General features: G+C 74.8%; 11 protein-coding genes. 10 read left to right on the plus strand and 1 reads right to left on the minus strand.

What is annotated here, in order from left to right:
* On the plus strand, positions 1-1,075 hold a 1,075-nt coding region (locus tag B7L92_RS19860; RefSeq protein WP_081238865.1), incomplete at its 5' end, for a DUF4032 domain-containing protein.
* A 21-nt stretch (positions 1,076-1,096) separates the two neighbouring features.
* On the opposite strand, the gene B7L92_RS19865 is transcribed toward B7L92_RS19860, so the two are convergent.
* Complete coding sequence (locus B7L92_RS19865) at positions 1,097-1,969, minus strand: universal stress protein (RefSeq protein ID WP_081238866.1); 873 nt, start codon at positions 1,967-1,969, stop codon at positions 1,097-1,099.
* Between the two features lie 279 nt (positions 1,970-2,248).
* Here B7L92_RS19865 and B7L92_RS19870 point away from each other — a divergent pair, with 279 nt between their 5' ends.
* From B7L92_RS19870 to B7L92_RS19910, 9 genes are all read left to right on the plus strand, one after another.
* A complete protein-coding gene (locus tag B7L92_RS19870; RefSeq protein ID WP_081238867.1) occupies positions 2,249-3,925 on the plus strand; it encodes an NAD(P)/FAD-dependent oxidoreductase in 1,677 nt (558 codons plus the stop codon).
* A complete protein-coding gene (locus B7L92_RS19875) occupies positions 3,922-5,385 on the plus strand; it encodes an ATP-binding protein (RefSeq protein WP_081238868.1) in 1,464 nt (487 codons plus the stop codon). Before B7L92_RS19870 ends, B7L92_RS19875 begins: the two co-directional genes overlap by 4 nt.
* Complete coding sequence (locus B7L92_RS19880) at positions 5,382-5,735, plus strand: UBP-type zinc finger domain-containing protein (protein ID WP_081238869.1); 354 nt, start codon at positions 5,382-5,384, stop codon at positions 5,733-5,735. The genes B7L92_RS19875 and B7L92_RS19880 overlap by 4 nt, the downstream gene beginning before the upstream one ends.
* Before the next feature lie 206 nt (positions 5,736-5,941).
* Positions 5,942-7,306 (plus strand): CAP domain-containing protein, encoded by a 1,365-nt coding sequence (locus B7L92_RS19885; RefSeq protein ID WP_081238870.1) that lies wholly within the window; start codon positions 5,942-5,944, stop codon positions 7,304-7,306.
* A 394-nt stretch (positions 7,307-7,700) separates the two neighbouring features.
* Positions 7,701-8,753 carry a tetratricopeptide repeat protein gene (locus B7L92_RS19890; protein ID WP_081238871.1) on the plus strand — a complete coding sequence of 351 codons (1,053 nt, stop codon included), beginning with the start codon at positions 7,701-7,703 and terminating at the stop codon, positions 8,751-8,753.
* Positions 8,750-9,775 (plus strand): polyprenyl synthetase family protein, encoded by a 1,026-nt coding sequence (locus tag B7L92_RS19895; RefSeq protein WP_081238872.1) that lies wholly within the window; start codon positions 8,750-8,752, stop codon positions 9,773-9,775. The genes B7L92_RS19890 and B7L92_RS19895 overlap by 4 nt, the downstream gene beginning before the upstream one ends.
* 99 nt (positions 9,776-9,874) lie before the next feature.
* Positions 9,875-10,834, plus strand: coding sequence for a threonine/serine dehydratase family protein (locus B7L92_RS19900; protein ID WP_081238873.1), 960 nt, complete (start codon positions 9,875-9,877; stop codon positions 10,832-10,834).
* 363 nt (positions 10,835-11,197) lie between these two features.
* Entirely contained in the window at positions 11,198-12,763 is a 1,566-nt protein-coding gene (locus tag B7L92_RS19905; protein ID WP_081238875.1) for a serine/threonine-protein kinase, read from the plus strand.
* 98 nt (positions 12,764-12,861) lie between these two features.
* The gene (locus tag B7L92_RS19910) at positions 12,862-13,833 is read left to right on the plus strand and encodes an LLM class F420-dependent oxidoreductase (RefSeq protein ID WP_081238874.1); all 972 of its coding nucleotides are present in this window, start codon (positions 12,862-12,864) and stop codon (positions 13,831-13,833) included.
* Positions 13,834-13,899 lie beyond the last annotated feature (66 nt).

A 13,899-nucleotide genomic window follows, 5' to 3' on the forward strand; every position in this document is an offset into this window, starting at 1 on the left:
GCGGCCCGCGCTGCGCGAGTACGAGCTGCTGCGCGACCTGGACCGGCTCGGCATCCCCGCGGTGGACCCGCTCGCCGTGGTCACCGGCCGCACCGACCTGGCCGGGGAGCCGCTGGAGAGCGTCCTGGTCACCCGGCACCTCGGCGGTTCGATGCCGTACCGGTCGATGTTCGAGACGACGCTGCGGCCGGCCACCATGCACCGGCTGATGGACGCGCTCGCGGTGCTCCTGGTGCGGCTGCACCTCACCGGGTTCGCCTGGGGCGACTGCTCGCTGTCCAACACGCTGTTCCGGCGGGACGCGGGCGCCTACGCCGCCTACCTCGTGGACGCCGAGACCGGCGACCTGCACCCCGAACTGAGCGTCGGACGGCGCGAGTACGACCTCGACCTCGCCCGCGTCAACATCAGCGGCGAGCTGCTGGACCTGGAGGCCTCCGGAGCGCTGCACCCGTCGGTCGACCCGGTCGACTTCGGCACCGGCATCTGCGCCCGCTACCGGGACCTGTGGACCGAGCTGACCCGCACCTCGGTCTACCCGGCGGGCAAGTACCACTACATCGAGCGCCGCATCCGGCGTCTGAACGAACTCGGTTTCGACGTGGCCGAGATGCAGATCGAGCGCGCCTCCAACGGCGACACGGTCACCTTCGTGCCCAAGGTCGTCGACGCCGGGCACCACCAGCGGCAGCTGCTGCGCCTGACCGGGCTGGACACCGAGGAGAACCAGGCCCGGCGGCTGCTGAACGACCTGGAGAGCTGGATGGCCACCCAGGACGACCACGCCCCCGCCGGCTCCCGGCCGGGCCCGGGCGGGGGGCACCCGCACGGCGCCCGCCCGGAGGTCCTGGCCCACCGCTGGGTGCGGGAGGTGTTCCGCCCCACCGTGCGGGCCGTCCCGCCGGAGCTGCGCGGTGCGATGGACCCGGCGGAGATCTACCACGAGCTCCTGGAGCACCGCTGGTACCTCTCCGAGCGGGCCCAGCACGACATCGGCATGGACACGGCGGTCGAGGACTACGTCGGGAACATCCTGCCGAGGACCCGGGACGCGCTGCGGCCCCCGGCCGACTGAGCCGACCGGGACGGGGCCTGATCAGGCCTGCGGCACCACGGTCACCGGGCAGTCCGCGTGGTGCAGCACCCCGTGGGCCACCGAGCCGATCCGGGCGCCGACGGCCGTGCGGCGGTCGCGGCGGCCGACGACCATCAGCTGGGCCGTGCCCGCCACCGACAGCAGCACCTGGCCGGCGCTGCCCATCTCCACGTGCTCGACCACGTGCACGTCCGGGTAGCGCTCCCGCCACGGCGCGAGCGCCGCCGCGAGGGCCTTCTGCTCGAACGGCTCCAGCCCGCCGGCCTCGTCGAGGAGCTGGAGCGAGGCCGGGCCGTAGGCGAACATCGGCGGCAGGGTCCAGGCGCGCACGGCGCGGAGGGTGGCTCCGCGCCTGGCGGCGGCCTCGAAGGCGAAGCCGAGCGCGGCGGCGCTGTCCTCCGGGTCGCCGTGCTGGCCGACGACGACCTCGTGCCCGGCGACCTCGTTCGACGGCCGGTCCCCGGCCCGGACGAACACCACCGGCCGCCGGGCCTCCACGATCACCTGCTGGCCGACCGAGCCGACCAGGAAGCCCATGATCCGTCCGTGCCCGCGCGAACCGAGCACCAGCATCTCCGCGTCCGCCGCGACGCCGACCAGGGTCTCGACGGCGTCCCCCTCGAGGACGTCCGTCGTCACGGCGAGGTCCGGATGCCGCTCGGTGACGGTGCGGGCCGCCTCGCCGACCGCCTCGCGCACCCACCGCTCCTGCGTGGCGGCGTCCCCCGTGTCCACCGCGTCGTGCGCCTGGAACCGCCAGGCGTGCACCACCCGCAGCGGCAGTCCGCGGCGCACCGCCTCCCTCGCCGCCCAGGCCAGCGCGGCGAGGCTCTCCTCGGTTCCGTCGATCCCTGCGGTGATCGGGCGCGTCATGCGGTTCCTCCCGGTGTCGTGGTCACTGCGCGCGGTCCAGTCTTCCCTACGCCGCCGCCGCGACTCCCGCCCGGGAGCGGACGGTGGACGCGGCCGGTCCGGGGGGACGGGCTCCGCGCGCCGCGCCCGAACCCCGGGGCCTGCGGAACCCACGCATACCTGGGCGAATCGACGCGATCGAACATACGATGGGCTGGGTCGGCGCGGCGACCGCGGTCGCACCCGGGGGCACCGTGCCGGGAATCCGACCGCTCCACGACCGCTCCACGTGGGGGACGCATGGCACAGGTCGCCGACGCAGCGCGGACCGTCATCATGACCGTGGACGACGATCCGGGCGTCTCCCGCGCCGTGGCCCGGGATCTGCGGCGGCGCTACGGGGCGTCGTACCGGATCGTGCGCGCGGAGTCCGGTGCGTCCGCGCTCGACGCGCTGCGTGAGCTGAAGCTGCGCGGGGACCTCGTCGCGGTGATCCTCGCCGACTACCGGATGCCGCGGATGAACGGCATCGAGTTCCTCGAGCAGGCCCTGGACGTGTACCCGGGGGCGCGGCGGGTGCTGCTGACCGCGTACGCGGACACCGACGCGGCGATCGACGCGATCAACGTCGTGGACCTCGACCACTACCTGCTCAAGCCCTGGGACCCCCCGGAGGAGAAGCTCTACCCGGTCCTGGACGACCTGCTCGAGGCGTGGCGGCGCAGCGACCGCCGGCCCGTGCCCAGCACCAAGGTGGTCGGCCACCGCTGGTCGGCGCGCTCCTCGGACGTGCGGGAGTTCCTGGCCCGCAACCAGGTGCCCTACCGCTGGTACGCCTCCGACGGACCGGAGGGCCGGCGACTGCTGGCCGCCGCGGGCGAGGACGGGATGCGGCTGCCGGTGGTGATCACACCGGACGGGACGTCGCTGGTGGAGCCCGAGCCCGTGGAGCTCGCCGCGCACGTGGGGCTGGCGACGACACCGGCGGCCGACTTCTACGACCTCGTGGTGATCGGCGGCGGGCCGGCCGGGCTGGGCGCGGCGGTCTACGGGGCCTCGGAGGGGCTGCGGACCGTGCTGGTGGAGCGGTCGGCGACCGGCGGGCAGGCCGGGCAGAGCTCGCGGATCGAGAACTACCTGGGCTTCCCCGACGGGGTGTCCGGAGCGCAGCTCACCGAGCGGGCGCGGCGGCAGGCGACCCGGTTCGGCGCCGAGATCCTCACCGCGCGCGAGGCCACGGGGCTGGAGATCAGCGGCGCCGCCCGCGTCGTACGGTTCTCCGACGGTTCGGCCGTCGCCGCGCACAGCGTGATCCTGGCGACCGGGGTGTCCTACCGGCAGCTGACGGCGCCCGGCTGCGACGAACTGACCGGGTGCGGCGTGTTCTACGGGTCGGCGCTGACGGAGGCGTCCGCCTGCCGGGGGCAGGACGTGTACATCGTCGGCGGCGCGAACTCCGCCGGCCAGGCGGCGATGTACCTGGCGCGGGGCGCCAAGTCGGTGACGCTGCTGGTGCGCGGACCCGACCTGACGGCGTCGATGTCGTACTACCTGATCCAGCAGATCGACGAGGCGCCGAACATCTCGGTGCGGGCCGGCACCGTCGTCGAGGCGGCGCACGGCGACGGGCACCTGGAGCGGCTGACCCTGCGCGACACGCGGACCGGGCGGACCGAACCGGTCGACGCGCAGTGGCTGTTCGTGTTCATCGGCGCGGCGCCGCTGACCGGCTGGCTGGACGGGACGGTGCTGCGCGACGAGCGCGGGTTCATCCTCGCGGGCCCCGACCTCACCGCCGACGGGCGGCCGCCGGCGGGCTGGGAGCTGGACCGGCCGCCGTACCACCTGGAGACCAACGTCCCCGGCGTGTTCGTCGCGGGCGACGCGCGTGCGGAGTCCGCCAAACGGGTGGCGTCCGCCGTCGGAGAGGGAGCCATGGCCGTGATGCTCGTCCACCGGTACCTGGAGCAGTCGTGAGCGGGCGGTCGGCGCCCTGCGGCCCGCAGGAGATCGGTTCGCTGTTCCTGTTCGAGAAGCTCGCCCCGGAACAGCTCGAGCGGTTGTGCCGCGAGGGCCGGGTGGAGCGGTTCGAGCCCGGACCGGTGTACGCGGAGGGCGAACCGGCCGCGTGCTTCTACGTGATGCTGGAGGGCACCGTGGTGCTGTCCCGCAGGGTCGGCGGGGAGGACGTCGAGGTCAGCCGGACCTCCCAGCGCGGGGTGTACGCGGGGGCCATGCAGGCGTACCTCGGGGAGCGGGTGCCGCAGGTCTACAACAACTCGATGCGCGTGACCGTGCCGACGCGGTTCTTCGTGCTGCCCGCGGACACGTTCGCCGACATCATGCGGGAGTGGTTCCCGATGGCGGTCCACCTCCTGGAGGGGCTGTTCCTCGGTTCGAAGAACACCCAGCGGGCCATCGGGCAGCGGGAACGGCTGCTGGCGCTCGGCTCGTTGTCGGCCGGACTGACGCACGAGCTCAACAACCCGGCCGCGGCGGCCGTACGGGCGACCGCGACCCTGCGGGAGCGCGTGGCCAAGATGCGGCACAAGCTGCGGGTGATCTCGGCGGGCACGTACGAGCCCGAGACGCTGGCGAACCTGATCGAGATCCAGGAGCGCACGGCCGAGCGGGTCGCCAAGGCGCCCTCGCTCAGCCCTCTGGAGGCGGCGGACCGCGAGGACGCCCTCTCCGACTGGCTCGACGACCACGGCATCGCCGAGGGCTGGCGGACCGCCCCCGCCTTCGTGCAGGCCGGGCTGGACCTCGACTGGCTGGACCAGGTCGCCGCCGCCGTGGACGAGGAGCTCCTCCCCGGCGCGATCGGCTGGCTCAGCTACACGGTCGAGACCGAGCTGCTGATGGACGAGATCCAGGACTCCACGACCCGCATCTCCCACCTGGTCGACGCCGCCAAGCAGTACTCGCAGCTCGACCGCGCCCCCTATCAGATCGCCGACGTGCACGAACTCCTCGACAGCACCCTGCTGATGCTGTCGGGGAAGATCGGGCAGCGGATCGAGGTCGTCAAGGAGTACGACCGCACGCTGCCGAGGATCCCGGCGTACCCGGCCGAGCTCAACCAGGTGTGGACGAACCTGATCGACAACGCGGTCTCCGCCATCGACGGCGCGGAGCGCGACGGCGGCACCCTGACCGTGCGCACCGCGCGGGAGGACGACCGGCTGCTGGTGGAGTTCCGCGACACCGGGACCGGGATCCCGCCGGAGATCCGCGACCGCGTCTTCGACCCCTTCTTCACCACCAAGCCGGTGGGCGAGGGCACCGGGCTCGGTCTGGACATCTCCTGGCGGATCGTGGTCAACAAGCACCGCGGCGCCCTGCGGTTCACGTCCGAGCCGGGCGACACCCGCTTCCAGGTGCTCCTTCCGCTCACCGCACCCTCCCCCGACGGCAGTCCCGAGGAGCAGTCATGACCAGTGACCACGCCATCGACCCGAGCGTCCCGCCGAGCGGCGCGGGGTGCACCGACTGCGAAGCCGCCGGGGGCTGGTGGTTCCATCTGCGGCGCTGCGCGCAGTGCGGTCACGTCGGCTGCTGCGACAGCTCGCCGAGCCGACACGCCACCGCGCACTACGAGACGACGGGGCATCCCGTGGTCCGCAGCTACGAGCCCGGCGAGGACTGGTTCTGGAACTACGCCACCGGCGAGCTGTACGCGTCCGGTCCCGAGCTGGCGCCTCCGGTCAGCCACCCGGCGGACCAGCCGACCCCGGGCCCGGCGGGAAGGGTCCCGGTGAACTGGGCCGAGGCACTGCGGCGCTGAGGCCCGGCACGGAACACACCGCACTCCACGGCCTCCGGTCGCCCCGCCGACCGCTTCCGCACCGGCGGCGCCGTCGAGCCGCCGCCCCGCGGTCGCCCTCCCCGGGGGCGGGTCGTCGGCCGGACCGCGTCCGGGAACCCGCGCTCCCGGCCGGTCGTTCTCCGGACACCCCCACCGGTCCGGAACGACGACAGCAGGGCGGTGCCATGAGCGAGTTGGTCCCCGGCGGCAATCTGCTCCTCCCGGGCGGTGCCCTGACCGTCCGGGTGCCCGGCCCCTTCGACGTGTCCGCGCTGATCACGGACGACGGCGGCACGGTCCGCGACGACGGCGACTTCGTGTTCTACAACCAGCCGTCCGCGCCGGGCGCCCGCCTGGCCGGGGACACGCTCACCGTCGCCCCGCACGCGCTGCGCCCCGGCGCCACCCGGGTCACGGTGGCGGTCAGTCCCGCCGAGCCCGGCACGCCGCTGAGCGGCCTGCCCTCCCCCGTGCTCCAGGTCGCCGACTCCCGCGGACGCCCGCTGGCCCGGTTCTCACCGCCGCGCCCCGGACAGGAGGAGGTCCTGCTCCTCGCGGAGATCTACCGGCGCGGCGAGGGGTGGAAGCTGCGCGCCCTGGGCCAGGGGTACGCCGACGGACTGGCCGGGCTGGCCCGGGACTTCGGCGTGGACGTCACGGACGACGCGGACGACGCGGACGAGGAGTCCGTGTCCGCCGCTTCGGTGTCCGCCGCGGCCCCGGGGCCGGCCGTCCGCACCCGTCCGGCGGACCCGGGGCCCGGTTCCGCCCTCGACCCGGACGGCTTCCTCGCCCCGGTCAACTCCGCCCGCTCGAGGGCCGGTTCCCCTCCGGTCGCCCTCGACGCCCGGCTGGTGTCCGCGGCGCGGGCGCATGCCGCGGCCATGGCCGCGGGAGGGCGCCTCGGCATCGAGAGCCGGGACGGCGTCTCCGTCTACCAGCGCGTCATCGCCGCCGGATACCCGTACCTCACCGTCGGCGAGCACCTGGTCTCGGGACCGCGCACCCCCGCCGAGTTCGTCTCCTACTGCCTGCGCAACGAGCCGCCCCGCCGCACCCTGCACGACCCCGCCTTCACCCACGCCGGACTCGCCCACGCCGACGGAGGTCCGTCCGGCGACGTCTACTGGACGGCGCTGTGGGCCAGTCCGCTCACCCCGGAGGGCCTGGACCGGGCGGCCACCGAGGTCGTCGGCCTCACCAACCGGGAGCGCGCCCGCGCCGGGCTGCCGTCCCTGTCCCCCGATCCCCTGCTGACGGCGGCCGCGCAGGCACACAGCACCGACATGGTGGCCCGCGACTTCTACTCCCACACCGCGCCCGACGGCAGCGGTCCCGGCGACCGGGCCGCGGCGGCGGGCTCGGCGCGCCGGACGATCGGCGAGAACATCGCCTGCGGCCAGCGTTCGGCCGCCGAGGTCGTCAGGGGGTGGATGAACAGTCCCGGTCACCGCGCCAACGTCCTCGGGCCGGACTTCACCCACATCGGCGTCGGCTTCGCCGGCGGCGGCCGGGCGGGCACCTACTGGACCCAGCTCTTCGGTGCCTGACGGCACCTCACCGGGCGTGTCGTTCCCCGACGGTGACGGAGGAGCGGGAGACCGGGTGAGGATGCCCACGCGGGTCGGGCGAGGCCGTGCAGCCGGTGCCGCGGGGCGAGGGCCGTGTGGCCGTGCGCCCGGCGGGGCGACGCCCCGGAAGGGACAGCAGCGCTGAGAAGTTTTCCCGGTCCTACGACCAGCCCGGGCGGGGGCCGCAGTGATCTGCGCCTCACGGGCAACCCGGCCGGCCCCGCCGACGTCTTGACCGGCAGCAGGTGACGCCCCGGCTCCCGGGCCGGGGCGCATTTCCGACCTTCTCTACACGCCGTGTATACACGCCGTGTATACGTACAATGTATACACGCAGGGGATACAAGGGCGTGCACCGGACCGAAAGGCTTCGATGTACGGCAAGGCATTCGCCCCGGAATACCAGGGCCCCCTCACCGCCCTGTCGGTGAACTCCTCCCTGACCGATGTACTGGCCGCCGGAACCGAGCAGTTGAGAGCGGCCGAGCGCGCGGGCAGGCCCGGCGAGGCGGCGCGCTCCGGGCTCGCGGTGGCCGAGGCGCACCGCCGGCTGGGGCGGGTCGAGGAGGCCGACCGGGCGTGGAAGGCGAGTTACCGCGCGGCCCGCGCGGCCGGGGACACGGCGGCGATGGCCTGGGCGCTGTGGAGCGGCGGCACCCTCGCCCGGCAGCGCGGCGCGTTCCCCCTGGCCCGCCGACTGCTCCGGCTCGCGGCGGAACTCGGCGAGCACGGCGGGGACGTCGTCGTACGGGGCTACTCCCTCGCCGGACTGGCGGAGACCGGCCGGATCCAGGGCGACTACGAGGAGGTCGGCCGGCTGCACGAGCAGCTCCTGGCCGAGGCCAGGCGGCGCGGTGAGGCCCGGCACACCGTCTGGGCGCTGGAGGGCATCGCGCAGATGCACCGCAACACCGGCGCCCACGACACCGCGTACGCCCTGTTCGAGGAGGCCGCGGACATCGCCGCCCGGGCCGAGGACCGACGCGGTCACGCCTGGGCGCTGCGCGGACTCGCCGACGTGGTCTCCGTGCGGGACGGCGACACCGAGCGCGCGCTCGGCCTGCTCTCCGAGGCGGAGGCGTCGTGCCGCGCCCTGCAGCTCTCCGGCGCCCTGGCCTACAACCACAAGATGCGCGGCAACGTCCTGTACCGCGCCGGGCGTTACCCCGAGGCCCGTGCGTGGTACGAGCGGGCACTGGAGGAGTTCCGCGCCATGGGCGAGCCGCGCGGAGAGGCGCTCTCCCGGCTGGGCCTGGCCAAGTCGCTGGCCCGCCTGGGCCGTGACCGCCACGAGACGGCCATCGAACTCGCCGACCTGGCACGGACGTTGGAACGGATCGGGCTCAGGTACGCCCGGGACATGGTGGCGCGGGCCCAGGAGGAGCTCGGTGTGGGCGCCGACGCGGCGGCGGGGGCCGCCCGGTGACGGCGCCCGGTTCCACCGCACCGGTCCTCGCTCCCCCGGTCCTCGACCGTTGCCGGGCGTTGGTGCGACCCGCGCTGGCCGAGGCCGTGGGGCGACTGCACCCCTGGGTCGGCGAGATGGCGGCGTACGCGTTCGGCTGGTGCGAGGTGGGCGGCGCCCCGGCCCCGGCCTCCGGCGGCAAGGGGGTACGGCAGGCGCTGGCCGTGCTCGGCGCCGAGGCGGCCGGCGCGCCCGAGCGGGCCGGGGTGGCCGCCGCGGTCGCCGTGGAGCTGGTGCACACCTTCTCCCTGCTGCACGACGACATCATGGACGGCGACGCGGCCAGGCGCCGCCGCCCGGCCGTGTGGAAGGCCTACGGCACCGGGCCCGCGGTCCTGGCGGGTGACGCCCTGTTCGCGCTGGCCGTCGAGACGCTCGCCGCCCGCCCCGGCGGCACCGCGGCCGTCCGGGCGCTGTCGGCCGCGCTGGGCGATCTGGTGCGCGGGCAGGCGGACGACCTGCTGTTCGCCGCCCGGCCCTGGACGGGACCGGAGCAGGTGCGGCCGGACGAGTACCGGGCCATGGCCGAGCACAAGACGGGGGCGCTGCTGGGGTGCGCGGCGGCCCTGGGCTCCGTCCTCGGCGGTGCCGCCGCGGGGACGTCCGCGGCGCTCGACCGTGCGGGGCGGCACCTCGGGGTCGCCTTCCAGATCGTGGACGACGTCCTGGGCGTCTGGGGCGACCCGGCGGTCACGGGCAAACCCGTGCACGGTGACCTGCGCGAGCGGAAGAAGACGTTCCCGGTCCTGGTCGCGCTTCGGACGCCGGTGGCCCCGCGCCTCGCCGCGCTCCTGGAGTCGGGCACGGACCCCGCGGCGGCGGCCGCGCTGATCGAGGAGGCGGGCGGCCGGTCGGCGGCGCTCGCCGAGGCACGCCGCCACCTCACGGCCGTCGAGGCCGCGCTCACCGCCGTACCGCTGGAGGCCGGGGCGGCCGCCGATCTGCGGTCGCTGCTCGACTTCCTGGTCCGGCGGGACCTGTGAACCCGCGGCGGCCCGGCGCGCGGTGTTGACCCCGACCGCTCCCCGGGCGAGGGTTCGGTACGGCGCGGATCACGTCCCCCGCGCCGGAGAGGTGGAGCAGTGATCGGGATCGCCGACGTCGAGGCCGCGGCCGAGCGGATCGCCGGGCACGTGGTGCGTACCCCGACCACGGCGAGCCCCGGGCTGTCGGCGCTGCTCGGGGTTCCGGTCACCGCGAAGCTGGAACTGCTGCAGCGCACCGGTTCGTTCAAGGCGCGGGGCGCGGCGGCGAAGCTGCTGTCGCTCGGCGAGGCCGAGCGGGCGGCCGGGGTCGTGGCGGTGAGCGGCGGCAACCACGGGATCGCCCTCGCCGCCATGGCCCGTGCCCTCGAGGTGAAGGCCACGGTGGTGATGCCGCGTTCGGCGCCCGCCCGGTCCGTGGAGATCGTGGAGTCCTCCGGTGCGACGGTGCAGTTGACCGACGACATGGAGAGCGCGTTCGCGCTGATGACGCGGCTCCGGCAGGAGGGGCTGACCCCGGTCCATCCCTTCGACGATCCCGTGGTGATCGCCGGACAGGGCACCGTGGGGCTGGAGTTCGCCGCGGACGCCGGCGACCTCACCGATGTGCTGGTGAGCATCGGGGGCGGCGGGCTGATCGCCGGCGTGGCGGCGGCGCTGCGGGCGCTGCGGCCCGGGGTGCGGGTCTGGGGCGTGGAGACCGAGGGCGCGCAGGCGATGTCCGAGGCGCTGGCGGCGGGCGGCCCGGTGCCGGTCGCGCTGTCGTCGATCGTCTCCACGCTCAGCGCCCCGGCCGTGTCGCGGCTGACGTACGAGCACGTCTCGGAGCTGGTCACCGAGGTGCTGGTGGTGCCGGACCGGGAGGCGGTGCTCGGCTCGCTCGCTCTCGCGGACCACGCCAAGGTGTGGGCGGAGCCGGCCGCCGGCTGTCTGCTGCCCGCCGCGCGGTGGGTGCTGGAGCGGGTCGGCGAGGGGGCCCGGCTCGGGCTGGTGGTGTGCGGGGGCAACGTCACCACCGGCGACATGATCGCCTGGACGGAGCGCTTCGGGCTGCGCTGAGCGTCCCGGCCCGTGCCGAAATGCCCGCCCGCCGGATTCCGGCCGGGCGGCGGTCCGCGTCCCCGCCGCGGGTCTTCTTCCCTTTACCGCCGGTCACCGGTGGAGGGGCCGGGACATCCGCTTCCGTCGCGGCCCGGGACGGAACGCGGTCCGCGGGTTTCCCCGCCCACCGGCCGAGGTGCGGGGCGCCGCCGCCCGGAACGGCCGCCTCCCTCCGCACGGCCGTCCGCTTTTCTCGTTTTCTTGAACAGAAGACAGGAATCCGCGGTGGCCTCTTTTTCCGGGCCTTCCTTTGAACGGATCCCGTCCGGTCCCCCGTACCTCTGGGAAAGGGAGACCCGGCGGTTTCGAAGAGGGATGTCCATGGGCAGGGCGCACGTCTCCACACACCAGTCGGTCGGCGGGCGGTACCGGCTGGTCGAGATCACTCGTCGCGAGACCAACAGCGTCTGCTGGTACGCCGACGACCTGCGGACGGGCCGTCCGTGCCTGGTCACCCGGATCGAGCTGCCCGAGGAGCCGGACGGTGCCGCACACCGTGCCCCGTCCCGCGTCCTGCGGACGACCGAGAGCGTGTCGCGGCTGTGCCCCGGCCGGATCGCCACCGTCGTCGACGTCGTCGACGCCCTCGACGAGGACGGCTCGCTGTGGACCGTCACCGCCTGGATCGACGGCACGCCGCTCGGCGAGGTCCTCGCCGAACAGGGCACCCTCAACTACGTACGGGCCGCCCGCATCGCGCTGGAGCTGCTCGACGTGCTGGACGCCGCGCACGCCGAGGGCATCACGCACGGGGAGCTCAGTCCCGGCCAGGTGTTCGTGCGGGAGGGCGGACCCGTGGTCGTCACCGGGTACGGGCTGGCCGGCTCGACGACCGCGCCCCGGCTCACCGCCCCGTCGTACGCCGCTCCGGAGCAGGCCCGCGACGAGCGGACCGGCCCGGCGGCGGACCTGTGGGCACTGGGCGCGCTCCTCTACACGATGCTCGAGGGGCGTCCGCCGTTCCGTGACCGGGGCCGGCCCGAGGCCACGCTGAAGGGGGTGGACCGGCTGCCGCTGCGCACGCCGGTGCGGGCCGGTCCGCTCACCCGGGTCGTCCAGGGGCTGCTGCGCAAGGACCCGCGGGAGCGGCTGACCCGGCAGGTGGTCCGCGAGGTGCTCACCCGCGTGCTCAGCGAGGACTCCGGGGCCGTCGCGGAGGCGGTGCCGAGCCCCCGGCTGCGCGGCGGGCCCGCCCTCGCCCTGCGGTACGCCGACCGGAGGTGGAGCAGACGGACGACGGTCCTCGGTACCACCCTGGCCGTCGTCACCGTGACGGTGGCGGTGCTCGCCGCGACGCAGGCGCTGCCCGGCACCGGCTCCGTCGCCGACGCGCCGGCGGCCTCGGCGTCCGCGCCCGGTGACCGGGGGGCCTCCCGGCCGTCGGCCGCGCCCGCCCCGTCGCCCTCGGGCACGGCGGACCTCCCGCCCGGCTACCGGACCTACCGCGCGCCGGAGGGCTTCTCCGTCGCCCTGCCCGAGGGCTGGCAGCGGCTGGACACCTCGCGCGGCGCCGACCGGGCCTACCGCGTCACCTTCGGCGCGGAAGGGGACCCGCGCACGCTCGCCGTCACCTACAGCACGGGCGTGGGGTCCGACGCCGTGGCCGTGTGGCGGGACGACGTGGAGCCGCGCCTGGAGCGGTCCGGCGACTACGAGCGGATCGGCTCGATCCGCTCGACGACGTACCAGGGGCGGGAAGCCGCCGACATGGAGTGGTACGCCGAGACCGGCGGCAGCCGGGTGCGCACCTTCGGCCGGGGGCTCCTCCTGGGTGGCGGGCGCGGCTTCTCCCTGCGCTGGACGACACCGGCCGCCACTTGGGAGGACGGTGCGAGCCGGGAGGCGCTGCGGACCTTCCTGCGGACGTTCCGCCCGGCCGCGGGCTGAGCCGCGGGGCGAACCGGTGGCCGTCGTCGGTGGGGCCCGGCGTCCGGCAGCCGGGTGATCCACCGTTTTCCCGCTGCGCGACCGGGGACCCGGGCGACATGGTGCGAATCGGATACACGATGATGACCGAGCAGGCCGGGCCCCGTGAGCTGGTCGGCCACGTGGTGCGGGCCGAGGAGGCGGGCTTCGACTTCTCGGTGACCTCGGACCACTACTTCCCCTGGCTGCGTTCCCAGGGTCACTCGCCGTACGCGTGGAGCGTGCTGGGCGCCGCCGCCCAGGCCACCTCGCGGATTCCGCTGATGACGTACGTGACGTGCCCGACGTTCCGCTACCACCCGGCGGTGGTGGCGCAGAAGGCGGCGACGATGCAGTTGCTGTCCGAGGGCCGGTTCCGGCTGGGGCTCGGCTCGGGCGAGAACCTCAACGAGCACGTGGTGGGCGGTGGCTGGCCGACCGTGGACGTGCGGCACGAGATGCTCGAGGAGGCGGTGGAGATCATCCGTGCCCTCTTCGAGGGCCGTCACGTCACTCACCACGGCACCCATTTCGACGTCGAGTCGGCCCGGCTGTGGGACCTGCCGGACCGGACGCCGCCGATCGGCGTCGCGGTCTCCGGGGAGCGGTCCTGCGCCCTCGCGGGCCGGCTCGCCGATCTGGTGATCGCCACGGAACCGAAGCAGGAGCTGCTCGACGCCTTCGACCGGCACGGCGGGGAGGGCAAGCCGCGGGTGGGCCAGCTCCCGGTGTGCTACGACCCCGACCGGAACGCGGCCGTCGAGCGCGCCCACGACCAGTTCCGCTGGTTCGGCAGCGGCTGGAAGGTCAACTCCGAGCTGCCGCACCCGGACTCCTTCGACCTCGCGACCCAGTTCGTCCGGCCGGACGACGTCGCCGGGTCGATCCCGTGCGGCAGCGACCCGGAGGACTTCGTCGAGGCCGTCCGCCCCTACGCGGAGGCCGGCTTCACCGAGATCGCCCTGGTGCAGATCGGCGGCGAGTCGCAGCCGCAGTACCTGGACTGGTCGGAGAAGACGCTGCTGCCGGCGCTGCGGGAGGCCTTCGGCTGACAAGGACGCCGAGGACCCCGCGGAACCGCCCCCTCCCGCGGCCGTGGGAGGGGGTGCGGGGGATTC

Origin of the sequence: Streptomyces viridosporus (assembly GCF_002078235.1) — a bacterium.
Taxonomy (GTDB): Bacteria; Actinomycetota; Actinomycetes; order Streptomycetales; family Streptomycetaceae; genus Streptomyces; species Streptomyces viridosporus.